Source organism: Agrobacterium sp. P15N1-A (assembly GCF_044626815.1).
Lineage (GTDB): Bacteria > Pseudomonadota > Alphaproteobacteria > Rhizobiales > Rhizobiaceae > Agrobacterium > Agrobacterium leguminum.
In genome coordinates, this window is the sequence record NZ_JBIUPF010000001.1 from 1,297,189 (window position 1) to 1,321,294 (window position 24,106).

General features: G+C 59.5%; 23 protein-coding genes. 13 read left to right on the forward strand and 10 right to left on the reverse strand.

Features of this window, described 5'->3' with window-relative positions:
* The first annotated feature begins 4 nt into the window (after nucleotides 1–4).
* The 4 genes from lptB (at nucleotide 5) to ptsN (ending at nucleotide 3,869) form a co-directional block, all read left to right on the forward strand.
* On the forward strand, nucleotides 5–814 hold the full coding sequence (gene lptB / locus ACIK7D_RS06530) for an LPS export ABC transporter ATP-binding protein (protein WP_003520083.1): 810 nt from the start codon (nucleotides 5–7) through the stop codon (nucleotides 812–814).
* Nucleotides 815–967: 153 nt separating this feature from the next.
* Complete coding sequence (rpoN, locus tag ACIK7D_RS06535; RefSeq protein ID WP_400155889.1) at nucleotides 968–2,518, forward strand: RNA polymerase factor sigma-54; 1,551 nt, start codon at nucleotides 968–970, stop codon at nucleotides 2,516–2,518.
* Between the two features lie 234 nt (nucleotides 2,519–2,752).
* Entirely contained in the window at nucleotides 2,753–3,325 is a 573-nt protein-coding gene (hpf, locus tag ACIK7D_RS06540; RefSeq protein WP_003520085.1) for a ribosome hibernation-promoting factor, HPF/YfiA family, read from the forward strand.
* Between the two features lie 82 nt (nucleotides 3,326–3,407).
* The gene (ptsN, locus tag ACIK7D_RS06545) at nucleotides 3,408–3,869 is read left to right on the forward strand and encodes a PTS IIA-like nitrogen regulatory protein PtsN (protein WP_003503792.1); all 462 of its coding nucleotides are present in this window, start codon (nucleotides 3,408–3,410) and stop codon (nucleotides 3,867–3,869) included.
* An 81-nt stretch (nucleotides 3,870–3,950) separates the two neighbouring features.
* On the opposite strand, the gene grpE is transcribed toward ptsN, so the two are convergent.
* Complete coding sequence (grpE, locus tag ACIK7D_RS06550) at nucleotides 3,951–4,586, reverse strand: nucleotide exchange factor GrpE (protein WP_080852756.1); 636 nt, start codon at nucleotides 4,584–4,586, stop codon at nucleotides 3,951–3,953.
* Nucleotides 4,587–4,698: 112 nt separating this feature from the next.
* Entirely contained in the window at nucleotides 4,699–5,790 is a 1,092-nt protein-coding gene (gene hrcA, locus ACIK7D_RS06555; protein WP_020811203.1) for a heat-inducible transcriptional repressor HrcA, read from the reverse strand.
* Between the two features lie 135 nt (nucleotides 5,791–5,925).
* Between hrcA and rph the strand changes: the two genes are divergently transcribed.
* From rph to hemW, 3 genes are read left to right on the forward strand one after another with little or no spacing between them, the layout of a single operon-like run.
* Nucleotides 5,926–6,642, forward strand: coding sequence for a ribonuclease PH (gene rph, locus ACIK7D_RS06560; RefSeq protein WP_080818085.1), 717 nt, complete (start codon nucleotides 5,926–5,928; stop codon nucleotides 6,640–6,642).
* A gap of 17 nt (nucleotides 6,643–6,659) precedes the next feature.
* Nucleotides 6,660–7,304, forward strand: coding sequence for an RdgB/HAM1 family non-canonical purine NTP pyrophosphatase (gene rdgB, locus ACIK7D_RS06565; protein WP_003520089.1), 645 nt, complete (start codon nucleotides 6,660–6,662; stop codon nucleotides 7,302–7,304).
* A 5-nt stretch (nucleotides 7,305–7,309) separates the two neighbouring features.
* Nucleotides 7,310–8,509: a radical SAM family heme chaperone HemW gene (gene hemW / locus ACIK7D_RS06570; RefSeq protein WP_059759503.1), complete on the forward strand. Its 1,200-nt coding sequence runs from the start codon at nucleotides 7,310–7,312 to the stop codon at nucleotides 8,507–8,509.
* A gap of 71 nt (nucleotides 8,510–8,580) precedes the next feature.
* On the opposite strand, the gene dnaA is transcribed toward hemW, so the two are convergent.
* The 4 genes from dnaA to mutM all read right to left on the reverse strand — a co-directional run bounded on the left by dnaA (nucleotide 8,581) and on the right by mutM (nucleotide 13,073).
* The gene (gene dnaA / locus ACIK7D_RS06575; RefSeq protein ID WP_003520091.1) at nucleotides 8,581–10,041 is read right to left on the reverse strand and encodes a chromosomal replication initiator protein DnaA; all 1,461 of its coding nucleotides are present in this window, start codon (nucleotides 10,039–10,041) and stop codon (nucleotides 8,581–8,583) included.
* A gap of 868 nt (nucleotides 10,042–10,909) precedes the next feature.
* Complete coding sequence (rpsT, locus tag ACIK7D_RS06580; RefSeq protein ID WP_003493474.1) at nucleotides 10,910–11,176, reverse strand: 30S ribosomal protein S20; 267 nt, start codon at nucleotides 11,174–11,176, stop codon at nucleotides 10,910–10,912.
* A gap of 195 nt (nucleotides 11,177–11,371) precedes the next feature.
* Complete coding sequence (locus tag ACIK7D_RS06585; protein WP_400155890.1) at nucleotides 11,372–12,145, reverse strand: enoyl-CoA hydratase; 774 nt, start codon at nucleotides 12,143–12,145, stop codon at nucleotides 11,372–11,374.
* Between the two features lie 31 nt (nucleotides 12,146–12,176).
* On the reverse strand, nucleotides 12,177–13,073 hold the full coding sequence (gene mutM / locus ACIK7D_RS06590) for a bifunctional DNA-formamidopyrimidine glycosylase/DNA-(apurinic or apyrimidinic site) lyase (protein WP_400155891.1): 897 nt from the start codon (nucleotides 13,071–13,073) through the stop codon (nucleotides 12,177–12,179).
* 143 nt (nucleotides 13,074–13,216) lie between these two features.
* Between mutM and ubiE the strand changes: the two genes are divergently transcribed.
* The 3 genes from ubiE to ACIK7D_RS06605 all read left to right on the forward strand — a co-directional run bounded on the left by ubiE (nucleotide 13,217) and on the right by ACIK7D_RS06605 (nucleotide 16,684).
* Nucleotides 13,217–13,993 (forward strand): bifunctional demethylmenaquinone methyltransferase/2-methoxy-6-polyprenyl-1,4-benzoquinol methylase UbiE, encoded by a 777-nt coding sequence (gene ubiE / locus ACIK7D_RS06595; RefSeq protein WP_400155892.1) that lies wholly within the window; start codon nucleotides 13,217–13,219, stop codon nucleotides 13,991–13,993.
* Nucleotides 13,994–14,029: 36 nt separating this feature from the next.
* Nucleotides 14,030–15,604, forward strand: a complete 1,575-nt coding sequence (gene ubiB / locus ACIK7D_RS06600; protein WP_080818093.1) for a 2-polyprenylphenol 6-hydroxylase — start codon at nucleotides 14,030–14,032, stop codon at nucleotides 15,602–15,604.
* 165 nt (nucleotides 15,605–15,769) lie between these two features.
* Complete coding sequence (locus tag ACIK7D_RS06605; protein WP_080818096.1) at nucleotides 15,770–16,684, forward strand: sterol desaturase family protein; 915 nt, start codon at nucleotides 15,770–15,772, stop codon at nucleotides 16,682–16,684.
* A 9-nt stretch (nucleotides 16,685–16,693) separates the two neighbouring features.
* On the opposite strand, the gene ACIK7D_RS06610 is transcribed toward ACIK7D_RS06605, so the two are convergent.
* The 3 genes from ACIK7D_RS06610 to ACIK7D_RS06620 all read right to left on the reverse strand — a co-directional run bounded on the left by ACIK7D_RS06610 (nucleotide 16,694) and on the right by ACIK7D_RS06620 (nucleotide 19,923).
* Nucleotides 16,694–17,068 (reverse strand): MmcQ/YjbR family DNA-binding protein, encoded by a 375-nt coding sequence (locus ACIK7D_RS06610; RefSeq protein WP_078051349.1) that lies wholly within the window; start codon nucleotides 17,066–17,068, stop codon nucleotides 16,694–16,696.
* Nucleotides 17,065–18,270 (reverse strand): bifunctional phosphopantothenoylcysteine decarboxylase/phosphopantothenate--cysteine ligase CoaBC, encoded by a 1,206-nt coding sequence (coaBC, locus tag ACIK7D_RS06615; RefSeq protein WP_400155893.1) that lies wholly within the window; start codon nucleotides 18,268–18,270, stop codon nucleotides 17,065–17,067. Before coaBC ends, ACIK7D_RS06610 begins: the two co-directional genes overlap by 4 nt.
* Before the next feature lie 69 nt (nucleotides 18,271–18,339).
* Nucleotides 18,340–19,923: a peptide chain release factor 3 gene (locus ACIK7D_RS06620; RefSeq protein ID WP_003520100.1), complete on the reverse strand. Its 1,584-nt coding sequence runs from the start codon at nucleotides 19,921–19,923 to the stop codon at nucleotides 18,340–18,342.
* A 90-nt stretch (nucleotides 19,924–20,013) separates the two neighbouring features.
* On the opposite strand from ACIK7D_RS06620, the gene dut reads away from it, so the two are divergent.
* The 3 genes from dut (at nucleotide 20,014) to cysK (ending at nucleotide 22,298) form a co-directional block, all read left to right on the forward strand.
* Nucleotides 20,014–20,484 (forward strand): dUTP diphosphatase, encoded by a 471-nt coding sequence (gene dut, locus ACIK7D_RS06625; RefSeq protein WP_400155894.1) that lies wholly within the window; start codon nucleotides 20,014–20,016, stop codon nucleotides 20,482–20,484.
* A gap of 87 nt (nucleotides 20,485–20,571) precedes the next feature.
* Nucleotides 20,572–21,189 carry a LysE family translocator gene (locus tag ACIK7D_RS06630; protein WP_003520102.1) on the forward strand — a complete coding sequence of 206 codons (618 nt, stop codon included), beginning with the start codon at nucleotides 20,572–20,574 and terminating at the stop codon, nucleotides 21,187–21,189.
* A 140-nt stretch (nucleotides 21,190–21,329) separates the two neighbouring features.
* Nucleotides 21,330–22,298 carry a cysteine synthase A gene (gene cysK / locus ACIK7D_RS06635; protein ID WP_400155895.1) on the forward strand — a complete coding sequence of 323 codons (969 nt, stop codon included), beginning with the start codon at nucleotides 21,330–21,332 and terminating at the stop codon, nucleotides 22,296–22,298.
* Nucleotides 22,299–22,511: 213 nt separating this feature from the next.
* On the opposite strand, the gene ACIK7D_RS06640 is transcribed toward cysK, so the two are convergent.
* Nucleotides 22,512–24,044, reverse strand: coding sequence for a YifB family Mg chelatase-like AAA ATPase (locus ACIK7D_RS06640; protein ID WP_400155896.1), 1,533 nt, complete (start codon nucleotides 24,042–24,044; stop codon nucleotides 22,512–22,514).
* Between the last annotated feature and the right edge of the window lie 62 nt (nucleotides 24,045–24,106).

The window sequence follows — 24,106 nt, forward strand, 5'->3', positions numbered from 1 at the left end:
CCTCGTGAAGATACCCTCGATCTCAAAGATATTCGGCGGCGGGCGCAGCCGATCCGCGGACGCGGCCTCGCCGGCGGACAAGACCCCCTATCAGGGCACGCTGATCGCGCATGGCCTGACGAAGACCTATAATACGCGCCGTGTCGTCAACGGGGTTTCGCTGGTCGTACGCCGTGGCGAGGCCGTGGGACTGCTCGGCCCGAACGGTGCGGGCAAAACCACCTGTTTTTACATGATCACGGGCCTGGTGCCCGTGGATACCGGCAAGATCGCCATCAACGGCAATGATGTCACCACCATGCCGATGTATCGACGCGCGCGTCTCGGTGTCGGTTATCTTCCGCAGGAAGCATCGATCTTCCGGGGCTTGACGGTCGAGGAAAACATCCGCGCCGTGCTGGAAGTGCATGAGCCGGACGCTGCCAAGCGCAACCGCAAGCTCGATGAGCTGCTGGAAGAGTTTCATATCGCGCAACTGCGAAAGTCCCCTGCCGTGGCGCTTTCGGGTGGTGAGCGGCGGCGTCTGGAAATTGCGCGCGCACTCGCGACCGATCCAACCTTCATGCTGCTCGACGAACCTTTCGCGGGCGTCGATCCGATTTCGGTCAGCGATATTCAGAATCTGGTGAGACACCTGACAGCGCGCGGCATCGGCGTTCTCGTGACCGACCACAATGTCCGTGAAACGCTCGGTCTCATCGACCGCGCGTACATCATCCATGCCGGCGAGGTTCTGACGCATGGACGTCCGGACGATATCGTCAACAATCCGGATGTACGCCGTCTCTATCTCGGCAATAATTTTAGCCTTTAAACGCCTGGGCGCGAAAGATTCTTCATCGCGCCCCACCCTGACGCTTGACCAAACAAGATAAAAAAGCAATTTTTGGGCCAAGTTCCGTCGTCTCAGTAAAATTTCTGGAAAATCAGGCGACGGAGAAGCTGTAAGGGGAGTTTCGCGTCCGCCATGGCATTGTCTGCCAGCCTTTTGCTGCGTCAAAACCAGTCTCTCGTAATGACACCGCAACTGATGCAGTCCATCCAGCTGCTTCAGATGACGCATTTCGAGCTGACGCAGTTCATCGCGCAGGAGGTGGAGCGCAATCCGCTGCTGGAAATTGCGGCAAACGATGGCGATTTGAGCAGCGATGCCCCGGCAGAGACTGAGAGTTTCGGTGACGCGGACGGCGAAGGCTCGGAGAGATCCGCCACGGTGACGCCCGACAGCGACGACTGGTATGGTGATCGCGCCGCAAATCTCGGCGAGCAACTGGACACCAGCTTCGAAAACGTCTTTCCCGACGATGCCGAGCCCCGAAAGGCCGATGCGCCCGAACTGGCCGGCCAATGGAAATCCATGCCCGGCCAGGAGTCGGGGGAAAGTTACGATCTCGACGATTTCGTCGCGGCCAGACAGAGCCTCGGCGACCATCTCAATCAGCAACTGCCGCTCGCCATATCCGCCGCCGAGGACCGGATGATCGCCGATGCGCTGATCGGCCAGCTTGACGAGACCGGCTATATTGCGGCGGATGCCGTCGATGATGTCGCCGAACGGCTGGGAGCGGCCCCATCAGCGGTCGAGCACGTTCTGAAGACACTTCAGGGCTTCGACCCACCGGGTGTATTTTCCCGTTCTTTAAGCGAATGTCTGTCGATCCAGCTTGCCCAGAAGGACCGGCTCGACCCGGCCATGCGGGCTTTCGTCGACAATCTGGAACTTCTTGCGAAACGCGACTTCGCCTCCTTGAAAAAAATCTGTGGCGTCGATGAGGAAGACCTCCTCGACATGCTGGCGGAAATCCGCACGCTCAATCCCCGCCCGGGCGCAGGCTACGATTCGATGGTGTCCGAAACCATCGTTCCCGATATTATCGTTCGTCCCTCCTCCACCGGCGGCTGGCTGGTGGAAATCAATCCCGAGACGCTGCCGCGCGTGCTTATCAACCAGAGTTATTTCGCAGAGGTGTCGAAACACAAGGCGCGTGCAGGCGAGGATCAGGATTTCCTGACTGAGTGCATGCAGACGGCGCATTGGTTGACCCGCAGCCTCGACCAGCGCGCCCGGACGATCATGAAGGTGGCGACGGAAATCGTGCGCCAGCAGGACGCCTTTCTCGTGAATGGCGTGGATCATCTGCGCCCGCTCAACCTCAAGACGGTGGCCGACGCCATCAAGATGCACGAATCCACCGTCAGCCGGGTGACATCGAAAAAATACATGCTGACGCCGCGCGGTCTGTTCGAGCTGAAATATTTCTTCAGCGTGTCGATCAGCGCCGTGGAAGGCGGAGACAGCCATTCGGCGGAAGCGGTGCGCCACCGCATCAAGGCCATGATCGCGCAGGAGGCCGCCGAGGCGGTTCTTTCAGACGATGATATCGTCGACAATCTGAAAAAGAGCGGTATCGATATCGCCCGCCGCACCGTCGCCAAATATCGCGAGGCGATGAACATCCCCTCCTCCGTGCAGAGACGTCGGGAAAAGAAGGCGCTGGCCAAGCTGTCCGCCTTCTGAGCGGCGGCCGCGATCACGTTTATGGCGGTTTTTTGCCGCACCATTGACTCTTGCCACGGCAAGGGCTAGAAGCCCGCCGCACACGTAAGCAAGGTCATTTGTAACGGATTCATCTCCACCGTCCATGGGCGTAAAATTCGAATGAGGGCTTTTTAAGGTCTTCGAAACGCTTGGATGCGCGCGCGGCTTGACGTAAGCTGGTACTCGCAAATCACTACAAAAAGGAAAATTTCCATGAGTGTGCGTGTATCTGGTAAACATATGGAGATCGGTGAATCTTTCCGTCAGCGGATCGAGGACAATATAGGTCTGGCGGTTACCAAATACTTCGATGGGGGGTATTCAGGCCAGGTGACCGTGGAGAAGTCCGGATCGCGTTTTGCCGCGGACTGCAAGCTGCATCTCGATACCGGCGTTGTATTGCATGCCGCGGGTCAGGCAAATGATCCGCAGGCGAGCTTCGATGCCGCCGCAGAGCGGATCGAGAAGCGCCTGCGCCGCTACAAGCGCAAGCTTAAGGACCACCACAATGGTGCGAATGGCGTGTCGCAGGAAATCGCCTATACGGTGATGGATGCTATTCCCGATGAGGACCACGAGGTTCCTGAAGATTACGCACCCACCATCGTAGCGGAGAGTTCGAAACAGATTAAGACAATGTCCGTCGCCAGCGCCGTGATGGCGCTCGACATGACGGACGAACCGGTTCTGCTGTTCCGCAGCCCGGGCAAGGAATATCTCAACATCGTTTACCGGCGTCATGACGGCAATATTGGCTGGATCGACGCGGAAACGATCAAGAGCTGAACAGTCTGACAAGACGTGGGAGGCAGAGCGCGAAAGCGTAGCTGCCTCCTGCATCGTCTCGATGGCATGAAGGAAAAAGAGAATGGCGTTGGCAGATTTGCTGCAACAAGATGCGATTATTCCCGCCCTCAAGGTGAATTCCAAAAAGCAGTTGCTTCAGGAGCTGGCCGCAAAGGCAGCCAGAATTACCGGAGTCTCGGAACGGGAAGTTTTCGACGTCATCCTCCAGCGTGAGAAACTCGGCTCCACCGGTGTGGGCCACGGCATCGCCATTCCGCATGGCAAGCTCAACAGCATCCACCAGATCACCGGCGTCTTCGCACGTCTTGAAACACCGGTCGATTTCGAAGCGCTGGACGACCAGCCGGTCGATCTGGTTTTCCTGCTGCTCGCGCCCGAGGGCGCCGGCGCGGATCACCTGAAGGCCTTGTCCAGAATTGCACGCGCCCTGCGCGACCCTGAACTGGTCGCCAAGCTGCGCGCCACCGATTCCGACACCGCAATCTACGCTTTCCTCAATCAGGAGCAGGCGACGGCGGCCTGATCGCGGGCTAATTCCCTCAGTTTAACGGCAATAAAAAACGCGCCCTGAAGGCGCGTTTTTTATGACGTAAGAACAGATGCCTTACGCGTCCTTTTCATTGAGAGACGAGGTGCCCGGCTCGGCCGATGCGGCAACTTCCGCCTTCGGGCCGCCCTTGGCGACGCCGACCATTGCCGGGCGCAGGACGCGGTCGCCGATGGTGAAACCGGCCTGAACCACCTGCAGCACGGTATTGTTCGGAACCGCCGGATTCGGAATTTCGAACATGGCCTGATGGAAATTCGGGTCGAACTTCTGGCCTTCGGCATCGATCTTCTTCACGCCGTGACGTTCCAGCGTCGACAGCATCGAACGTTCCGTCATCTCGACGCCCTCGATCAAACCATTGAGACCGGCTTCGCCATTGGTCTTGAGTTCATCGGGAATGGCTTCAAGCGCGCGGCGAAGATTATCGGAAACGGCGAGCATATCGCGCGCGAAACCCGCGAGCGAATAGGCTTTCGCATCCTTGACATCGCGCTCCGTGCGACGACGAAGATTGTCCATTTCGGCTGCAAGGCGCAGGAACTTGTCACGCAGGTCGGCATTTTCAGCCTTCAGCAGCTCGACCGGATCGGGTTCGGCAGCGTCAATCGGCTCTTCCCCGGCGAGCGCGGGTTCGACAAACTCTTCGGCGACGTCCGCGTCAGGTCCGGGCTTTTTTGTATCGTCGGTCATGACGTTCTCCAGATTTGAATATGTTGGTTGCGCCCGATATCGAGCTTTGACGGGCAAAAATCAAGGCTTGCGGCGAAAAGCTTGCCGCATTCCCTGACCTTGCGGGTTTGTCCTATCTCTGCTTGCGGGAAAGGCGGGCCATGATCTGCGCCGTGTAGTCCACCATCGGCACGATACGGGCGTAATTCAGCCGGGTTGGGCCAATGACGCCGACCGCACCCACGACACGATTGTCCTCATCACGATAGGGCGCGACGATCAGCGACGAACCGGACAGCGAAAACAGCTTGTTTTCCGAGCCGATGAAAATCCTGACACCCGAGCCGCTTTCCGCGAGATTGAGGATTTCAATGAGGTTTTCCTTGCGCTCCAGGTCATCGAACAGCAGGCGCACCCGATCGATATCTTCCTCACCGGCGAGACCTTCGAGCAGGTTGGAGCGACCGCGAACGATGAGACGGCCGAGCTTGCCCTCCTCATTGTCTCCCGCCCATACCGCAAGACCACGCTCCACGAGGTCCTGCGCCAATATACCAAGTTCCGATTGCAGCTCCGCCCGCTGCGTCTGGAACTGACCGCGCAACTCATGCAGCGTCTGACCGGAGAGATGAGCATTGATGAAATTCGCCGCTTCGGTCAATTGCGACGAGGAAATGCCGGCCGGCAGCTCGATGATGCGGTTTTCGACCTGATTGTGGTCGCCCACCAGCACGGCGAGCGCCTTGGTGGGTTCCAGCCTTATGAATTCGACATGCTTGAGGATGACGTCGTTCTTCGCCGTCAATACGAGGCCGGCGCCGCGCGACATGCCGGACAGCATGCGGCTCGCCTCCGTCAGCAGCCCTTCCAGCGACTGTTCGTGACCGGCGACCGGCCCGATCTGACGGTCGATAGTCGCCCTTTCCTCGGCGGGCAGATCACCCACCTGCATGAAGGCGTCAACAAAGAAGCGCAGCCCCGTCTGGGTCGGCAGGCGACCGGCGCTGATATGCGGCGAATAGATGAGGCCGAGCTCTTCGAGATCGCTCATGACATTGCGAACGGAGGCGGGTGAAAGCGACATCGGCAACAGCCGCGACAGGCTGCGCGATCCGAGCGGCTCGCCCGTATCGAGATAGCCTTCGACGATGCGCCGGAAAATTTCCCGAGACCGTTCATCCAGCAGCGATGCCTGATCTTTTGATAGCGGTGCGGAAAAACCCATTTCGTCCGTTCTTTGTCGTTCAAACCAGCTTGCATCAATATAATGCGTTGCAACGCCGGGGCAAAATGGAAATTGGCTTTGCAAAAGCCCGGACCTCGTCTTAGAAGGCAGGGACCAACATGGAGAGTGGATCATATGCGGCCTTCAGGCAGAAAAACCGACCAGATGCGCAAGGTTTCCTTCGAGCGCAATTTCTCGAAACATGCCGAAGGTTCCTGTCTCGTGAAATTCGGCGACACGCATGTGCTCGTCACCGCAAGCCTTGAAGAAAAGACGCCGCCGTGGCTGCGCAACAGCGGCAAGGGCTGGGTCACCGCCGAATACGGCATGCTGCCGCGCTCCACCCATGAGCGCATGAAGCGCGAGGCCGCTTCCGGCAAGCAGGGCGGCCGAACGCAGGAAATTCAGCGCCTCATCGGCCGTTCGCTGCGCGCCGTCGTCGATCTGCAGGCGCTCGGCGAGCGCCAGATCAGCATCGACTGCGACGTGATCCAGGCCGATGGCGGCACCCGCACCGCCTCCATCACCGGCGCATGGATTGCGCTCCACGATTGCCTGAAATGGATGGAAACCCGCAACATGATCAAGGTCGAGAAGGTTCTGAAGGACCATATCGCCGCGATCTCCTGCGGTATCTTCGCCAACCAGCCGGTGATCGATCTCGATTATCTCGAGGATTCGTCGGCCGAGACCGATGCAAATTTCGTCATCACCGGCTCCGGCGGCATCGTCGAGGTTCAGGGCACGGCGGAAGGCGCGCCCTTCTCCGAGGAAGAATTCCTGACGCTGCTCGGTCTTGCCAAGGCCGGTTGCGGCGAACTGGTCGCCCTTCAGAAACAGGCAATCGCCTGAGCCGACAGGAAAGCACCATGCGCAAGCTCGATACCAGAACGATCGTCGTCGCCAGCCACAACAAGGGCAAGATCGCCGAAATCGCCGATCTGATCGGGCCTTTCGGCTTCTCCGCCAAATCGGCGGCAGAGCTGAATTTCGAAGAGCCGGATGAGACGGGTACGACCTTCGAGGAAAATGCCGCCATCAAGGCGCTTGCCTCCGCAAAGGCATCCGGCCTTCCGGCTTTGTCAGACGATTCCGGTCTGGTCATTGATGCGCTGGATGGCGCGCCGGGTGTCTATACCGCCAATTGGGCGGAAACGGCCGATGGCACGCGTGATTTCGCCATGGCGATGCAGAAGGTCGAGGATGCGCTGGCCGAGCGCGGCGCATCGAAACCCGAAGATCGCACGGGCCGTTTCGTCAGCGTGCTGTGCCTCGCCTGGCCGGACGGGCATCTCGAATATTTCCGTGGCGAGGTGGAAGGCACGGTGGTGTGGCCGCCGCGCGGAACGAGCGGTTTCGGTTACGATCCGGTCTTCAAACCGGAGGGATACGACACCACATTCGGTGAGATGAGCGCGGATGAAAAACACGGCTGGAAACATGGCGACGCCTTCGCGCTTTCGCACCGTGCGCGTGCGTTTAAAAAATTCGTAGAAACCTGCCTGGAGGCATGAACCCGATGGTCGGGGAGCATCAACTTTCTGCCCCCGGCGCATCGCTTCTGCCGGATACGGGCGATCCCGGTTTCGGGATCTATCTGCATTGGCCCTTCTGTGCGGCCAAATGTCCCTATTGCGATTTCAACAGCCATGTCCGCCACCGGCCGGTGGATCAGGAACGGTTTACGGCGGCCTTTCTCCGTGAAATGGAACATATGCGGACGCTGAGCGGCCCGCGGGTCGTGACCAGTATCTTCATGGGCGGCGGCACGCCATCGCTGATGGACCCGCAGACGGTCGCAGCACTTCTCGATGGCGTCTCGCGCTTCTGGCATGTGCCCGATGGTATCGAGATCACCATGGAAGCCAATCCTTCCAGCGTCGAGGCGGAACGGTTTCGCGGTTACCGCGCGGCGGGCGTCAACCGTGTCTCGCTCGGCGTGCAGGCGCTGAACGACCGGGACCTGAAGTTCCTCGGCCGCCTGCATGATGTTGCCGATGCCTTGAAAGCCATCCGGCTGGCGCGGGAGATTTTTCCGCGCATGTCCTTCGATCTCATCTATGCCCGTCCGAACCAGACGGTGGCCGAATGGGACGCCGAGCTGAAAGAGGCTGTCTCCTACGCGGTCGACCATCTGTCGCTCTATCAGCTGACCATCGAGGAAGGCACGCCCTTCTACGGGCTGCACAAGGCCGGCAAGCTGATCGTGCCGGATGGCGAACATTCGGCCGTGCTTTATGAAGCGACGCAGGAAATCACCGAGCGTTACGGCATGCCTGCCTATGAGGTTTCCAACCATGCCCGGCCGGGGGCTGAAAGCCGCCACAACCTGACCTACTGGCGTTATGGCGATTATGCCGGCATCGGCCCCGGCGCGCATGGACGCCTGACGAGAGGCGCTTCCAAGCTCGCAACCGCCACCGAGCGCCACCCGGAAAACTGGCTCGAAACCGTTGAGCGGGAAGGCCACGGCATGGTCGATCAGGAGTTGCTTGGCGTCGACGAGCAGGCCGATGAGTTGCTGCTGATGGGCCTTCGCCTGCGCGAAGGTATCGACCTCGCCCGCTGGAGCGACCTTTCCGGCCGCGATCTCGACCCGGAAAAGGAGGAATTCCTCCTTCAGCACGGTTTCGTGGAGAGGCTCGGCAATTCCCGCCTGCGCTGCACGCCGTCCGGCATGCTCATTCTCGATGCGGTGGTGGCCGATCTCGCCTGCTGACGCCAGCCTCCACCCAGCTTTAGCCCCATAAACAAGACGACAATAAAAAAGCGGCCCGAAGGCCGCTTTTTTCATGCGTTGTTTTCGTTGATCAGGCGTTTCAACAGCTCAACCTCGTGGCCGAGCTTGGTGTCACCGGAAATCAGTTCCTCGATCTTGCGCACGGCATGCAGAACCGTGGTGTGATCGCGACCGCCGAAACGGCGACCGATCTCGGGGAAAGACCGCGGCGTCAGCATCTTTGCCAGATACATGGCGATCTGGCGCGGCTTGACGATGACGCGGGTGCGGCGGTTGGACACCAGCTCCTGTCGCGACACGTTATAGTGCTTGGCGACGATGCGCTGAATATCCTCGATGCGTACACGCTTGGCCTCACCCGTCCCGACGAGATGCGACAGCAGCTCATCGACACGATCAACCGAGAGGTTCGGCTCGAAGGAGCGACGGAACATCAGCTGGTTGAAGGCGCCTTCCAGTTCGCGGCCGCTTGCCGTCACGCTCTTGGCCACATGGGTCAGGATTTCATCCGAAATCTCGAAGGACGGATCGTCCTGGCGTGCAGAGCCGAGGCGGCGGTTGAGCATTTCATAGCGCATATCGTAGTCGGGACCTTCGATCTCGATGGCCATGCCGCCCTGAAGACGGGAACGGACACGCGGATCGAGCGATTCCAGCTCCCACGGCGCACGGTCAGCCGCGACCACGACCTGCTTGGCGCTGTCGAGCAGCATGTTCAGCAGATGGCAGAATTCGTGCTGGATCATCTTGCCCTGCAGGAACTGCATGTCGTCGATGACGAGCAGGTCGATATTGCGCAGCGTGTCCTTCAGCGTCAGCGCATCATTGTCGCGGATCGCAGTGGCGAAACGCCACATGAAATATTCGGCCGTCAGATAGACCACGCGCGGATTGCGCGGGCTGTCGATGGCGGCATTGGCAATGGCCTGCAGAAGATGCGTCTTGCCGAGGCCGACACCCGCATGAATGAACAGCGGATTGAAGCGCACGGCGCCGGCACCGGCTTCGGCGATCGTCTTTGCCGCCGCAAGCGCGACGCGGTTGGACGAGCCTTCGACAAAGGTATCGAAGGTGAAACGTGTGTCGAGCGGCGAGCCGAACAACGGCCCGGAACCGCCCTGACGCAGGGTCGCCTGCGAAGCCGCAGGCTGCGCGGCAGGCGTCGCGGGCTGCGACGGAATGAAGGACTTGTTACGTTGAACCGCGCCGACTTCCGGAACGGGCTGCGCCCTTTCCTCGGTCTGAGCCGGACGGACCGGGCGGCTGGCCGAGCGGACCAGAATCTCCACCTTCAGCACATCCGGATCCTCGCTCTGGACGAGGTTCGTGATCAGATCCATGTAACGGTTGTTGATCCAGGACTTCAGAAAGGTCGTCGGAACGGTAAAACGGACGACGCTTTTCGAAACGGAATGGAGTTTGAGCCGTGCAAACCAGCTTGCATAGACCTCCGGACCAACCTGTGCCTTGAGCCGCGCGCTAAAACGTTCAAACAGCGCATCGTGCGTCATTGCCGATTTGTCCCCTGCCGCATCTGAGCAAGTTGCATCACGCGTCTTTGGTGCGCGGTCCCCATCAGCCACCGCACCCATCGCCAAATTCAGTTGCATATTGCCGCCTTTCAAATTGCCAATCATAGCCTGACGATCAAAGATCGATCGCCAGAGATCCCCCTCGTATATTTTTGCCTTCAGCGTTCCCCTCGAAAGAACGCAAAGGCGACTACTCGTTTGCGAGCCGGTTATCCCATTTCCCTCCCCCTCATGGAGAGGCCTGCGACACGCTAAAACGCTCCTTTCGTTACAACCTAAAGGCGCATTCTTGAGGACAAAAAACTCCCGCCCGTTCCGGAGACCGAAACGGCACAAAAAGCTCCATGACCTGAAAAAACGGACCCCGAAAGACCCGCCAGCAAGAAGGTGAATATCGTCGATACGATCATCGAGATAATCTGTGGACTGAGATCCGCACCCCTTGTTGAAATGCATTTAGGCAGGATCGTGGGGAGAGATCAATGGCGTTTTTTCTGCAAAAACTCAGATCGGCCATTGACTCGCAAAGGCCGTTTTGCATCACCGACGAGGTGCGAAGCAGAATCGCTTATGAATCAATGAGATTCAATTTTGGCGATTTTTGAGAGCTGATTTTGGCAAAAAAATAAAAATCTTCTTGACTCAAAACTAGCCGCGACTTCCGTAGAGAAAGCCCCCGAGTTTTCCAGAGACCTCCAGCAAGCTGTTGTTTTTATTGCAAATTTCCTGTCGTCCATCTGACACGCGTTTGTCACGTTACGGCAGCAATGGTTAACGGGCAGTTAGAATCACAAAAAGCCCGGTCAAAAGACCAGGCTTTTTGAATAATTATTTGTGATTAGCCGGATTAGGCGGAAAGAGCCTTAACGCGCTGTGCGAGACGCGACACCTTGCGGGATGCGGTGTTGCCGTGCAGAACGCCCCGGGTGGCGGCGCGCTGGATCTCGGGCTGAGCTGCCTTCAGAGCTTCGGTAGCGACTGCGAGATCACCGGAAGCGATGGCTTCCTCGACCTTGCGGATGAAGCCGCGAACGCGCGAACGGCGAGCCTTGTTGACTGCGGTACGGCGAGCGATCTTGCGGGTCGCCTTTTTCGCCGAAGTTGTATTGGCCATGTATGCCTCTCTTCGAATTCAAACCAAATTCCGCAACCATAGGATCGGGTCGTTCGAAGACCTCACGTAACCCAAGAATGCGGGAGTAATTTCGGACAAGCCGGATGGCTTTCCTTAACCGTGGGCGGGCATATACCGCTAAAGCTTACGCCCGTCAACGCGCAAAACGCTTAAAAGCGCCGATATTCCGAATCCTTAGCGATTCCGGAAAGCGGGTTTGCGCTTTTCCACGAAGGCGGCCATGCCCTCCTTCTGATCCACTGTCGCAAAGAGCGACTGGAAGGATCGTCTTTCATATCTCAGTCCCTCCGCAAGCGGCACCTCGAAGGAGCGATTGACGCTTTCCTTGGCCATGAGAACGGAAGCACGCGACAGGGAAGCGATGCGGGTTGCCGCCTCCACCGCCTCCTCCATGAGATTTGCAGCCGGCACAACACGCGACACGAGACCGGCCCGTTCAGCCTCCGCCGCATCCATCATACGCCCCGTCAGAACCAGATCCATGGCTTTCGCCTTGCCGACTGCCCGTGTCAGCCGCTGCGAGCCGCCCATGCCAGGGATGACGCCGAGGGTGATTTCCGGCTGGCCGAATTTTGCCGTCTCCGAAGCGATGATGAAATCGCACATCATCGCCAGTTCGCAGCCGCCGCCCAGCGCAAAGCCGGATACGGCAGCGATGACCGGCTTGCGGGTGGCCGCAACCTCGTCCCAGCCGCCGAGAAAATCGCCGACATAGGCATCGACGAAATCCAGCCCCTGCATTTCCTTGATATCGGCGCCTGCCGCAAATGCCTTTTCCGAACCGGTGATAATGATCGCACCGATGGAATCATCGGCGGAAAACGAAGACAGAATGTGCCGCAGCTCTTTCAGAAGCACCGAATTGAGAGCGTTGAGCGCCTTGGGGCGGTTGAGGGTGATGACACCCACCTCATCGCGTTTCTCGACCAGTATCGTTTCATAGTCCACGGCAATCTCCCCTTCCGGCACTCCGGCTCCGTTACTTCTGGCAGGCGGCGCAATAAAAGGTCGAACGACCCGCCTGCACCACCCTTTCAACCGTACCCCCGCAGCCGGGTGTCCGGCAAGGCTGGCCTTCCTGATCGTAGACCGAAAAGGAATGCTGGAAATAACCGAGCGTTCCGTCCGTCTGTATATGGTCTCGCAATGAGGAACCGCCGGCCGCTATCGCATCCGCGATCACGTCGCGGATTTTCTCCGTCAGATCGACGAGCTGCGCTTTGGGCTTGCCACCTTTCGTCACCAGCGTTCCCGCCGCCCGCAAAGGCGAAAGCTGCGCGCGCCACAGCGCCTCGCAGACATAGATATTGCCGAGACCGGCAATGACCTTCTGGTCCAGCAGCGTGCTTTTCAGGGGCTGGCTTTTACCTTCAAACCGGCTCGCCAGATAATCCGCGCTCAGCGCATTGCCTGTCGGCTCCGGGCCAAGCTCGGCAAAGGCCGGGTAAAGGTCGAGCTTGTTGCGCTCCACCAGATGCATGAAGCCGAAGCGGCGCGGATCATTATAGATGACGCAGACGCGCTCTTCTCCTTTATCCAGATGAAAGACGACATGGTCATGTTTGCCGTCCTTGGAACGGGCATGGTGAAACACGCCGGGAGCATCGCGGGCCTCGCCCGCTTCCGCCTCGATGCGAAACGAGCCGGACATGCCGAGGTGGGAAACGATGGTCAGCCCATCCTCCAGTTCGATCAGAAGATATTTCGCCCTGCGCCCGAGCGACAGGATCGTCTTGCCTTCGATAAGCGCTGCGAAATCCTGCGGGAATGGAAAGCGCAAATCGGGGCGGCCGAGATGGAGCCTGCGGACCCTTGCGCCTTCCATGGCGGGCGCAAGGCCGCGTCTGACGGTTTCGACTTCTGGCAATTCTGGCATCTGGCTTATCCGACAGTTTATCGTTAGGACCATGTGGTCTATACAGTGCACGCGAAATGTCGCGCCCAGGCGATGCGGCAACAGATAGCGTTGCCATGGCGTTTCCGCTATGGTCCGCCACGCAATAAATATGGAGACAGACGATGACCGACGCCCGTACCACTGCCCAAGGCGGCATGGAAACGTCCTATGGCTTCCACAAGGTGGACGAAGGCAAAAAGCAGGGGCTGGTCAACGAAGTCTTCCACAAGGTGGCCAAACGCTACGACATCATGAACGACGTGATGTCGGCTGGCCTGCATCGACTGTGGAAAGACGCCATGGTCTCTTCGCTTTCGCCGCGCAAGGACGCGTCCTACAAGGTTCTGGACGTTGCCGGCGGCACTGGCGATATCGCCTTCCGCATCATCGAAGCCTCCAACCGTCTGGCGCATGCCACCGTTCTCGACATCAACGGCTCGATGCTGGCCGTCGGCGAAGAGCGCGCGGCAAAAAAGAAGCTTTCCGACAATCTGACCTTCGTGGAAGCCAATGCCGAGGAACTGCCTTTCGAGGCAAACAGTTTCGACGCCTATACGATCGCGTTCGGCATTCGCAACGTACCGCGCATCGATGTCGCGCTGAAGGAGGCCCATCGCGTGCTGAAACGCGGCGGGCGGCTGCTGGTGCTGGAATTTTCCGAAGTCGAAATGCCGTTGCTCGACCGCGTTTATGACGCCTGGTCGTTCAACGCCATCCCGCAATTCGGCAAGATGATCACGGGTGACGCCGAGCCCTATCAATATCTGGTCGAATCGATCCGCAAATTCCCCAATCAGGAGGATTTCGCGACGATGATCCGCGCCGCCGGCTTCTCCCGTGTCACCTACACCAATTACACCGGCGGCATCGCCGCCCTGCATTTCGGCTGGAAGCTTTAAGACCATGGCCGGCAGACGCAGGAGACAAGCATAAGCATGAGTACTTTGGGCGCATATTTCCGCCTCGCAAGGGTTGGCTGGGTTCTCGTGCGCGAAGGCGTCGTGCTGGCCCTGCCTTCCGATGACCTGCCTGCTCCCGCCCAATTGTTGAAAGCGCTGCTGAAGCCATTCGCCCGCAGCAAGGCGAAAAGGGCGCAGCGCAGCGACCGTCTGGCGGTGGCTGTCGAACGGCTTGGTCCTTCCTATGTGAAGATGGGTCAGTTTCTCGCCACCCGGCCGGATGTGGTGGGCGCCGACTTCGCCGACGATCTCGCGAGCCTCCAGGACCGCATGGCCTTTTTTCCGGCGGCTGCGGCGAAAGCCAATATCGAAGGCTCGCTCGGACGTTCGGTGTCCGATCTCTACAGGGAATTCGGCGATCCTATCGCCGCCGCCTCCATTGCCCAGGTTCATCCGGCAATGGTGGATACGCCGAAGGGGCCGCGCAAGGTGGCCGTCAAGGTCATCCGCCCTGGCGTGCGCCAGCGTTTCCAGAACGATCTCGAGGCGATGTATCTGATCGCCGATCTGCAGCAGCGTTTCGTCCGCTCCGCCCGTCGCCTGCGCCCCGTCGAGGTTACACGCACGCTGGAGCAGACCACCAAGATCGAGATGGATCTGCGACTCGAGGCCGCCGCCCTTTCCGAACTTGCGGAAAACACCAGGGACGATCCCGGATTCCGGGTTCCCGAGGTCGACTGGGAACGCACCGGGCGCGATGTCGTCACCATGGAGTGGATCGACGGCGTCAAGATGTCGGACATCGAAGGGTTGAAGGCCGCCGGCCACGACCTGAACAAACTCGCCGACACGCTGATCCAATCTTTCCTGCGGCACACCCTGCGCGATGGCTTCTTCCATGCCGACATGCATCCCGGCAATCTCTTCGTCGATGCTGAGGGCGAGATCGTCGCCGTCGACATGGGCATTGCCGGACGTCTCGGCAAAAAAGAACGCCGCTTCCTTGCCGAAATTCTCTACGGCTTCATTACCCGCGATTACATGCGGGTGGCGGAAGTGCATTTCGAGGCCGGATACGTGCCGGGCCATCACGATATAGCAAGCTTCGCCCAGGCGATCCGCGCCATTGGTGAGCCGATCCACGGCCAGCCGGCCGAAACGATCTCCATGGGCAAGCTTTTGACGCTGCTATTCGAAGTGACCGAGCTTTTCGACATGGAAACGCGGCCGGAACTGGTGATGCTGCAAAAGACCATGGTGGTGGTGGAAGGCGTGTCGCGCATGCTCAATCCGCGCTTCAACATGTGGAAGGCGGCAGACCCGGTTGTCGGCGGTTGGATCAGGGACAATCTCGGCCCGAAACGCATCGTCACCGATCTGAAGGACGGCGTGAAGGCGGCTCTCAAACTTGCCGAGGCAGCCCCGGAGATCGCCGCCAAGACCGAAAAGCTGCATTCCGAGTTGATGTATATGAGCGAGAACGGCCTGCGTTTCGACGCGCAGACGGCGGAAGCCATCGGCAAGGCGGAAGCGCGCCACACCAAATGGGGACGGGCGGCACTCTGGGTCATAGCGCTGACGCTTCTTTACATCGCAATCAGGATAAGCTGAGCATCTCGGCACCGGTGAGTGCCATGTTTGTGTAATGCATTGGAGCGATAAGGGCCTGATCTCTAATCGAGACAGGTGATCGATGCGGGGTAAGGGCTGCTTTGATGCCTGCGCGGAATTGCGCCGGCGGTATAGACGGACGATGCCGGACGGGATTTGATTTTGATGGCAAAAGCGCAGGTACTGAAAGAGGCCCTTTCCTATTCTTCGTGGCCGCTGGTGTTTGTCGGCGGCCTGGTGGGGTCCTATTTCGCTTTTACGAGCAGCCATCCGATCGCGGCCTTTTTGACCGTCTATGCGGGCGCGGTTTTGAGCCTGTTTCTTCTCGAACGCTATATTCCTTACGAAATCCAATGGCTTGAGGGTGATGGCGAGACCGTGAACAGCATCGGCCATACGCTTTTGACGAAAGGGCTGGTCCAGCTCGCAGCAGCCGCAGCAGCAATCTTCCCGATGGTGACCGCCAATGTGCTGCAGCCGCTCGCCGCCATGCGGTTCGATCTGTGGCCGGATCATCTGCCGATGATCGTTCAGGTCGCCCTTGCGGTGACGATTGCCGAATTCGGCCTCTACTGGTCCCACCGTATTGCGCATGAAACCGTATTCTTCTGGCGTTTCCATGCGCTGCATCACAGCGTCGTGCGGCTCTGGGTCGTCAATACGGGACGGTTCCATGTGGCCGATTCCCTGTTCAAGATCGCGCTCAGCCAGATTCCGCTCTATTTCATGGGTGCGCCGCTACAGGTTTTCTGGTGGCTCGGTGCCGTTACCGCATTCATCGGCATTTTGACCCATTGCAACGTCGATATGAAAACGGGGCCGCTCGATTACGTGTTCAGCACACCGCGCCTGCATCGCTGGCACCATTCCAAGCAGCTTCCGGAAGGAAACACCAATTACGGCGAGAATCTCGTCTTCTTCGATTTGATCTTCGGCTCCTATCATAACCCCGACAGGCCCTCTTCCACCGATATCGGTATCAAGGGTAAGATTGCGAAAGGATTCCTGCCGCAGCTCCTGCAGCCCTTCACCAAGGAAGGCGTCCGCCAGATCATCGGCAAGGACACCAAGCTCGACTGAACCGAAAAACTACAGGGCACGCGCAGTATCGATCACGATACCGAGTTCGCCCCGCAGTTTTTTGGTCAGACCGGCTGCGACAAGCTCATAGGAGCGGCGCACATAATGCTCCAGTTCTTCCTGTTCGAGCGGGGAATGATCGCCAATCGATATCCATTTGCGTTTGGCGAAATAGGGCGCTTGCCCTATGCCTTCCAGCGAGGTCAATATCTCGAAGCTCTCTTCCGAGCATTTCACGACCAGCCGCCAGTCCTCCCGCTCGCCAAGCACGGCAAAGACCTTGTCGCCCACCTTGGCGACATGGGAATCCCATTGGTCGACAAAACGCACGCCCGGCCATTTACCGAGCACCCTGTCGAAAGTCTTGCGATCGAACAGGCTCATGCGAGTTTCTCCGCAATCAGGGCCGCCAGACGTTTTGCAACGTCGACCTTGTCCAGATCCGGCCAAACGTCGATGCCATCTGCGGAAATGATCTTCACGCTGTTGCGATCCCCGCCCATAATGCCGGTTTCCACCGAAACATCATTCGCGACGATATAATCCGCGCCTTTGCGCTCCAGCTTCGCCCGGCCGTTCTTCTCGACATCCTGCGTTTCGGCAGCGAAGCCCACCACAATCCTCGGGCGCTTTTCATGATGGCCGACGGTTTTGAGAATATCGGGATTTTCCGTCAGTTGCAGCGCTGGCGGCGCATCGCCCGGCTGCTTCTTGATCTTCTGCTCCGACGAGCCCGTCACCCGCCAATCGGCGACGGCGGCGACCATGACGGCGATATCCGCCGGCAGTCTCGATATCACCGCATCGCGCATCTCCTCGGCGCGCTCGACATGGATCGTCGTGACCCCGGCAGGATCGGCGATGGTGACCGGACCGGACACCAGCGTGACCTCTGCCCCCAGCTTAGCCAGAGCCGCCGCAATGGCATGGCCCTGCTTGCCCGAGGAGCGGTTGGCGATGTAGCGCACCGGGTCAATCGGTTCATGCGTGGGACCGGAGGTCACGATGGCCGTTCTGCCCTTCAGTGGCTTTGGCCCCTCATCCAGCAGTGCGGCGACGGCTTCGACGATCTGCAATGGCTCGGCCATACGGCCAAAACCAGCCTCACCCTTCTCTGCCATCTCACCGGCCATGGGTCCGATGAAAAACACGCCGTCTTCTCTCAGCGTTTCGACATTCCGCAGCGTGGGCTTCGCCGTCCACATTTTCGGGTTCATCGCCGGTGCCACCAGCACCTTTCGATCCGTCGCGAGAAGGACTGTGGAAGCAAGATCGTCTGCCAGACCATGCGCCATCTTCGCCATCAGATCGGCGGTAGTGGGCGCCACAAGCACGAGGTCGCAGTCACGCGCCAGCCTGATATGGCCGACATCCTGTTCATCCTGCCGGGAAAAGAGCTCGGTGAAGACATGGGTGGCAGACAGCGCACCGACAGCAAGCGGCGTGACGAATTCCTGGGCGCCCTTCGTCATCACCGGCGTTACCTTCGCGCCGCGCTCTTTCAGGCGGCGGATGAGATCGAGGCTTTTATAGGCCGCGATGCCGCCGGAGATGATGAGGAGAATATGTTTGCCTGAAAGCGTCATGATGCCGGACCAGTTTCCCGTTTGAGGGGAAACTAAGCCCTTGGCATACAAAGTGCAATCACGCCTTTGTCACGCCGCCTTGGCGACGTGATATTCCTTGATCGCGACCATCTTGATCGCCGGAAAACGCTCGGACTCATAGCGGAGCGAGAAGGCGTCCTGCGCCAGAAACACCGGATCGCCATCCAGATCGCGGGCGATATCGCCGCGCTTGACGTTGAGGAACTTGTCCATTTCCGCCGGCTGATCGGAAGAAATCCAGCGGCAGACGGAAAAGCGCGACATTTCGAAGGAGACCGGCAGGCCATATTCGCCCATCAGGCGCTCCTTCAACACGTCGAGCTGCAGCGCACCAACGACACCGACGATGGCCGGCGAACCGTCTTCCGGCGAGAAGAGCTGCACGACGCCTTCTTCCGCCATCTGCTGCAGGGCTTCTTTCAGCTTCTTGGCCTTCATGGCGTCTTCCAGACGCACTCGGCGCAGGATTTCCGGCGAGAAGTTCGGCACGCCCTGGAAAACCAGGTTTTCACCCTCGGTCAGCGTATCGCCGATGCGCAGCGTACCATGGTTCGGGATGCCGACCACGTCACCCGCGAAGGCCGTATCGGCAAGCTGGCGCTGCGAGGCGAAAAAGAACTGCGGCGCAGTGAGGCCCATCTGTTTGCCGGTGCGAGCAAGCCGCGCCTTCATGCCGCGCTCCAGCTTGCCGGAGCAGATGCGGGCAAAAGCGATGCGGTCACGATGGTTCGGGTCCATATTGGCCTGAATCTTGAAGACAAAGGCCGTCATTTTCTCTTCAGCTGCATGTACAGTGCGGGTATCCGCCACCTGATCGCGCGGCGGCGGTGCGAAATCGCCAAGCGCATTGATGAGGTCACGCACACCGAAATTGCGCAGCGCCGAACCGAAGAACACCGGCGTCATATGACCTTCGAGGAATGCCTGACGATCGAAAGGACGGCAGGCCTCCAGCGCCAGTTCCGTTTCTTCGACAAAAAGATGGCGCTCATTTTCCGGCAGACGATCGGCAACTGCCTGCGGACCGTTAACCGGCATGGCTTCCACCTGCGTATCGACGCCACGGAAGGTGCTGTCGGCGAGATTATAGGCGCCGCAGAAGGTCTTTGCCCGACCGACCGGCCAGGTGATGGGCGCGGTATCGAGCGCGAGCTTCTCTTCCACTTCATCCAGAATCTCGAAGGGGTCACGGCTTTCACGGTCCATCTTGTTGATGAAGGTGATGATCGGAATATCGCGCATGCGGCAGACTTCGAACAGTTTCAGCGTACGCGGCTCGATACCCTTGGCGGCGTCGATGACCATGATTGCCGCATCCACCGCCGTCAGCGTGCGGTAGGTGTCGTCAGCAAAGTCCTCGTGACCGGGCGTATCGAGAATGTTGAAGACACGATCGTTATATTCGAAGGTCATGACCGAAGTGACGACCGAAATGCCGCGCTCGCGCTCGATCTTCATCCAGTCCGAACGGGTCTGGATGCGGTCCTTCTTCGCCTTCACCTCACCGGCAAGCTGGATCGCTCCGCCGAACAGCAGCAGTTTTTCGGTAAGCGTGGTCTTACCCGCGTCCGGGTGCGCAATAATAGCAAAGGTGCGGCGGCGGGAGACCGCCTCGGCAAGTGTTTCGGCCATCTGACAAATCCTGTGGAATTGCGGGCTATCTAGCGTTTCAGGCCCGCATTTGCAATTGACCTTGCCGCGATCTCGGCAAACTAATGCCGCATGACCCTTCAAAACGACAATCGCCCCCCTCTCCGGCTCGTCCGCCTCGCCAATGGCGCTGACCTCGAATTGCCGTCCTATGAGACCCGTGGCGCCGCCGGCATGGACCTGCGCGCTGCCGTACCTGCCGGTGAACCGATGAGCCTGCAACCCGGCGAACGCGCCCTGGTCCCGACCGGTTTCGTCTTCGAGGTTCCGCAGGGTTATGAGGCGCAAATCCGCCCCCGCTCCGGCCTCGCCATCAAGAACGGCATCACCTGCCTCAACTCTCCCGGCACGGTGGATAGCGATTATCGCGGCGAGGTGAAAGTCATCCTCGCCAATCTTGGCCAGGAGGCTTTTATCATCGAGCGCGGCATGCGCATTGCGCAGATGGTGATTGCGCCGGTAACCCAGGTTGTTGTGAGCGAGGTGACGGAGACCTCGCAGACGGCACGGGGTACCGGCGGTTTTGGCTCCACCGGGGTTTAGCGACGCCGCTGGAACAGACGCGCGGACTGATTGTCTTTATCCGGCAATTTCGTTATGGATTTAGCGGATTTTCCGGGAAACACGATCATGACGCTGACGACCCTTTTCGCCTATGCCACTGCCCTCTTCATCGCCGCCGCCATTCCAGGCCCCGGCATGACGGCGATCGTGGCGCGGGCGCTGGGTTCAGGCTTTCGCGAAACCTTCTTCATGGGTCTCGGGCTGGTGCTGGGCGACATGATTTACCTGACCGCTGTGATCCTGGGCCTGGCCTTCGTGGCGCAGACCTTTCAGGAAGCCTTCATGGTGCTGAAATTCGCGGGCGCGGCCTATCTCCTTTATATCGCCTGGAAGCTTTGGACCGCCGGCCTGCTGCCACAGGAGCTGAAGGCAAAGAAAAGCACCAGCATGCCCATGTCCTTCCTGTCCGGCCTGCTGATCACGCTCGGCAACCCGAAAACCATGCTGTTTTATGTGGCGCTGGTGCCGACGCTGATCGATATCCGCATGATCGGCCCGTCGGAATATGCGACACTTCTCGCCATCACCTTCGTCGTGCTGATGGCGGTTCTCCTGCCTTATATCCTGCTTGCGGCCAAGGCGCGTAACCTCCTGAAAAGGCCGAGCGCCTTGACGATCCTCAACCGCACGGCGGCGGGTATTCTGGCCGGAACCGCGACCATGATCGCGATCCGCAGCACGTAAAACAAATTAGTGCATTTACGCGATTTATCGTGAAATTATTCCTGCAATCTAGGGATATTAGGACGAACGTTCGCTAGCTTGCGAAAGCTATTGCTCCTATTCTGCCGCTCAAATCTTGCGGTCTTACACAGGAGAGCATCATGCCCGAAGCCAGAAAGCCCGGACGCGGACGCGTCTATTCCTCGATTACGGAAACAATCGGCGACACGCCGATCGTGCGGCTCGACAAGCTGGCGAAAGAGAAGGGCGTGAAGGCCAACCTTCTCGCCAAGCTCGAATTTTTCAATCCCATCGCTTCCGTGAAGGACCGCATAGGCGTCGCCATGATCGAAGCTCTGGAAGCTCAGGGCAAGATCACCCTTGGCAAGACCACGCTGGTGGAGCCGACCTCCGGCAACACGGGCATCGCGCTTGCCTTCGCGGCCGCTGCGAAGGGCTACAAGCTGATCCTGACCATGCCTGAAACCATGTCGGTTGAGCGCCGGAAAATGCTGGCCCTGCTCGGCGCCGAACTGGTGTTGACCGAAGGTCCCAAGGGCATGAAGGGCGCCATCGCCAAGGCGCAGGAACTGGCCGAAACGCTGCCTGACGCCATCATTCCGCAGCAGTTCGAAAACCCTGCCAATCCCGATATTCACCGCAAGACGACGGCTGAAGAAATCTGGAACGACACCGAAGGCACGGTCGATATTCTCGTCTCGGGTATCGGCACCGGCGGCACGATCACCGGCACGGGTCAGGTGCTGAAATCCCGCAAGCCCGAGGTGAAGGTCATTGCGGTCGAACCTGCCGACAGCCCGGTTCTTTCCGGCGGCAACCCCGGCCCGCACAAGATTCAGGGCATCGGCGCCGGTTTTGCACCCGCCATCCTTGATACCGGCATTTATGACGAGATCGTCACCGTGACCAATGACGAGGCTTTCGAAACCGCACGTCTGGCGGCAAGGCTGGAAGGCGTGCCGGTCGGCATCTCCTCGGGTGCGGCGCTGGCGGCGGCAATCAAGGTCGGCGCGCGGGAAGAAAATGCCGGCAAGAACATCGTCGTCATCATTCCTTCCTTTGCGGAACGTTACCTTTCGACGGCGCTTTTCGAGGGCCTTGGACTTTAAGTCCACGCTTTCAAGCGCGGTACGATCGCGCGCCAGATTAGCGAATATTCTTATGTGCCGCCGGCTCCGCTGGCGGCACAATGTTTTTTAGGCAAGGCACAAAGGGCAACCTTCCAGAGCATATCCGGTTTAAACGGAATCGGTGGGTGTGCTCTATCTCCCTGTTTTTACGGATTTCCGGACGCACAACCGCTTCGCACTTTACTGGCTGCTCTAGGCTGCCGCCGTCAGCCTTTCGCCTGAGATACGATAGGACACGGCTTCCGCCACATGGATGCGGCCGACCGTCTGTTTGCCATCCAGATCGGCCAGGGTGCGGGCAACCTTGAGAATGCGATGATAACCGCGCGCGGAGAACTTCAGCCGCTCGGCTGCATCGCGCAACAATTGCAGCCCGGACGCATCCGGCTCGGCATATTTTTCTATCAGGGTCGTCATGCAGCGGGCATTGGTGCGAATGGCGCCAAATCCCGCTGCAGCGTAACGTTCCTGCTGCGCAAGGCGCGCCCGGGCAACACGGGCGGCGACCGCCGCACTCGGCTCTGACGCGACTGGGCGGATGAGATCGGCGGCGGAGACAGCGGGAACGTCGATGCGGATATCGATACGATCCAGCAGCGGGCCGGAAATGCGGGCCTGATAATCCGTCACACAGCGCGGGCCTCGGGCACAGGTGAAACCTGGCTCTCCCGCCATGCCGCAGCGGCAGGGGTTCATCGCCGCAACGAGCTGAATTTCCGCCGGATAGCTGACGCGATGATTGGCCCGAGCAATAATGCATTCGCCCGTTTCCAGCGGCTGGCGCAGTGCATCCAGAACCTGCGGCGAAAATTCCGGGAACTCATCCAGAAAAAGAACGCCGTGATGGGCGAGCGAAGCCTCACCCGGCTTGGCGCGAAGCCCCCCGCCGATCAGCGCCGCCATGGTAGCGGAATGGTGCGGGGTGCGGAACGGCCTGCGGTCCGAGAGCTTGCCGCCGGACAATTGGCCAGCGATGGAATGAACCATCGAAACTTCCAGCAATTCCGCCGCCTCTAGCGGCGGCAGGATGGATGGCAGGCGGGCTGCGAGCATGGATTTGCCGGAGCCGGGCGGGCCGACCATAAGCAGATTGTGGCCGCCGGCGGCCGCCACCTCCAGTGCACGCCGGGCGCTCTCCTGTCCTTTGATATCCGCTAAATCCGGCAGATTGACCGGGTTGGCGCGAATGGCGGGCGTCGGGCGCGAGAGAAGCTGGGTGCCGCGAAAATGATTGGCCAGCGCAATCAGGCTGCGCGGGGCGAGAATATCGATACCGGCGCCGGCCCAAGCCGCTTCCGGCCCGCTTTCAGCCGGGCAGATCAGCCCCTTGCCAAGCGCATTGGCGCCGATCGCCGCCGGCAGGGCGCCCGAAACCATACCGATGGTGCCATCGAGATTGAGTTCGCCGAGAACCACATAACGTCCCAGCATTTCTGCCGGTATCGCGCCCAAAGCGGCCATGAGGCCAAGCGCAATGGGAAGATCGAAATGCGATCCTTCCTTGGGCAGATCGGCAGGCGCGAGATTGACCGTGACTTTTTTGGCCGGCAGCGCCAGACCGGAGGCATGCAGGGCGGCCTGCACCCGCTCGCGGCTTTCGACCACCGCCTTATCGGGCAGGCCGACAATCTGGATGCCCACCTTTCCCGGTGCGACCATGACCTGCACCTCGACGGGCACACCCTCTATGCCCTGAAATGCGACCGTATTGACCCTTGCCACCATGGCCTGCCCCCGCAAACCGGCCGCATCAACAGAGCTTCACGCCCCATCACGGCCACCCGAAA

Excerpts from the sequence above, each read along its gene's own strand:
- rpoN (WP_400155889.1), top strand. The coding sequence starts at position 968 with ATGGCATTGTCTGCCAGCCTTTTGCTGCGTCAAAACCAGTCTCTCGTA.
- hpf (WP_003520085.1), top strand. The coding sequence starts at position 2,753 with ATGAGTGTGCGTGTATCTGGTAAACATATGGAGATCGGTGAATCTTTC.
- ptsN (WP_003503792.1), top strand. The coding sequence starts at position 3,408 with ATGGCGTTGGCAGATTTGCTGCAACAAGATGCGATTATTCCCGCCCTC.
- grpE (WP_080852756.1), bottom strand. The coding sequence starts at position 4,586 with ATGACCGACGATACAAAAAAGCCCGGACCTGACGCGGACGTCGCCGAA.
- hrcA (WP_020811203.1), bottom strand. The coding sequence starts at position 5,790 with ATGGGTTTTTCCGCACCGCTATCAAAAGATCAGGCATCGCTGCTGGAT.
- rph (WP_080818085.1), top strand. The coding sequence starts at position 5,926 with ATGCGGCCTTCAGGCAGAAAAACCGACCAGATGCGCAAGGTTTCCTTC.
- rdgB (WP_003520089.1), top strand. The coding sequence starts at position 6,660 with ATGCGCAAGCTCGATACCAGAACGATCGTCGTCGCCAGCCACAACAAG.
- hemW (WP_059759503.1), top strand. The coding sequence starts at position 7,310 with ATGGTCGGGGAGCATCAACTTTCTGCCCCCGGCGCATCGCTTCTGCCG.
- dnaA (WP_003520091.1), bottom strand. The coding sequence starts at position 10,041 with ATGACGCACGATGCGCTGTTTGAACGTTTTAGCGCGCGGCTCAAGGCA.
- rpsT (WP_003493474.1), bottom strand. The coding sequence starts at position 11,176 with ATGGCCAATACAACTTCGGCGAAAAAGGCGACCCGCAAGATCGCTCGC.
- mutM (WP_400155891.1), bottom strand. The coding sequence starts at position 13,073 with ATGCCAGAATTGCCAGAAGTCGAAACCGTCAGACGCGGCCTTGCGCCC.
- ubiE (WP_400155892.1), top strand. The coding sequence starts at position 13,217 with ATGACCGACGCCCGTACCACTGCCCAAGGCGGCATGGAAACGTCCTAT.
- ubiB (WP_080818093.1), top strand. The coding sequence starts at position 14,030 with ATGAGTACTTTGGGCGCATATTTCCGCCTCGCAAGGGTTGGCTGGGTT.
- ACIK7D_RS06605 (WP_080818096.1), top strand. The coding sequence starts at position 15,770 with ATGGCAAAAGCGCAGGTACTGAAAGAGGCCCTTTCCTATTCTTCGTGG.
- ACIK7D_RS06610 (WP_078051349.1), bottom strand. The coding sequence starts at position 17,068 with ATGAGCCTGTTCGATCGCAAGACTTTCGACAGGGTGCTCGGTAAATGG.
- coaBC (WP_400155893.1), bottom strand. The coding sequence starts at position 18,270 with ATGACGCTTTCAGGCAAACATATTCTCCTCATCATCTCCGGCGGCATC.
- ACIK7D_RS06620 (WP_003520100.1), bottom strand. The coding sequence starts at position 19,923 with ATGGCCGAAACACTTGCCGAGGCGGTCTCCCGCCGCCGCACCTTTGCT.
- dut (WP_400155894.1), top strand. The coding sequence starts at position 20,014 with ATGACCCTTCAAAACGACAATCGCCCCCCTCTCCGGCTCGTCCGCCTC.
- ACIK7D_RS06630 (WP_003520102.1), top strand. The coding sequence starts at position 20,572 with ATGACGCTGACGACCCTTTTCGCCTATGCCACTGCCCTCTTCATCGCC.
- cysK (WP_400155895.1), top strand. The coding sequence starts at position 21,330 with ATGCCCGAAGCCAGAAAGCCCGGACGCGGACGCGTCTATTCCTCGATT.
- ACIK7D_RS06640 (WP_400155896.1), bottom strand. The coding sequence starts at position 24,044 with ATGGTGGCAAGGGTCAATACGGTCGCATTTCAGGGCATAGAGGGTGTG.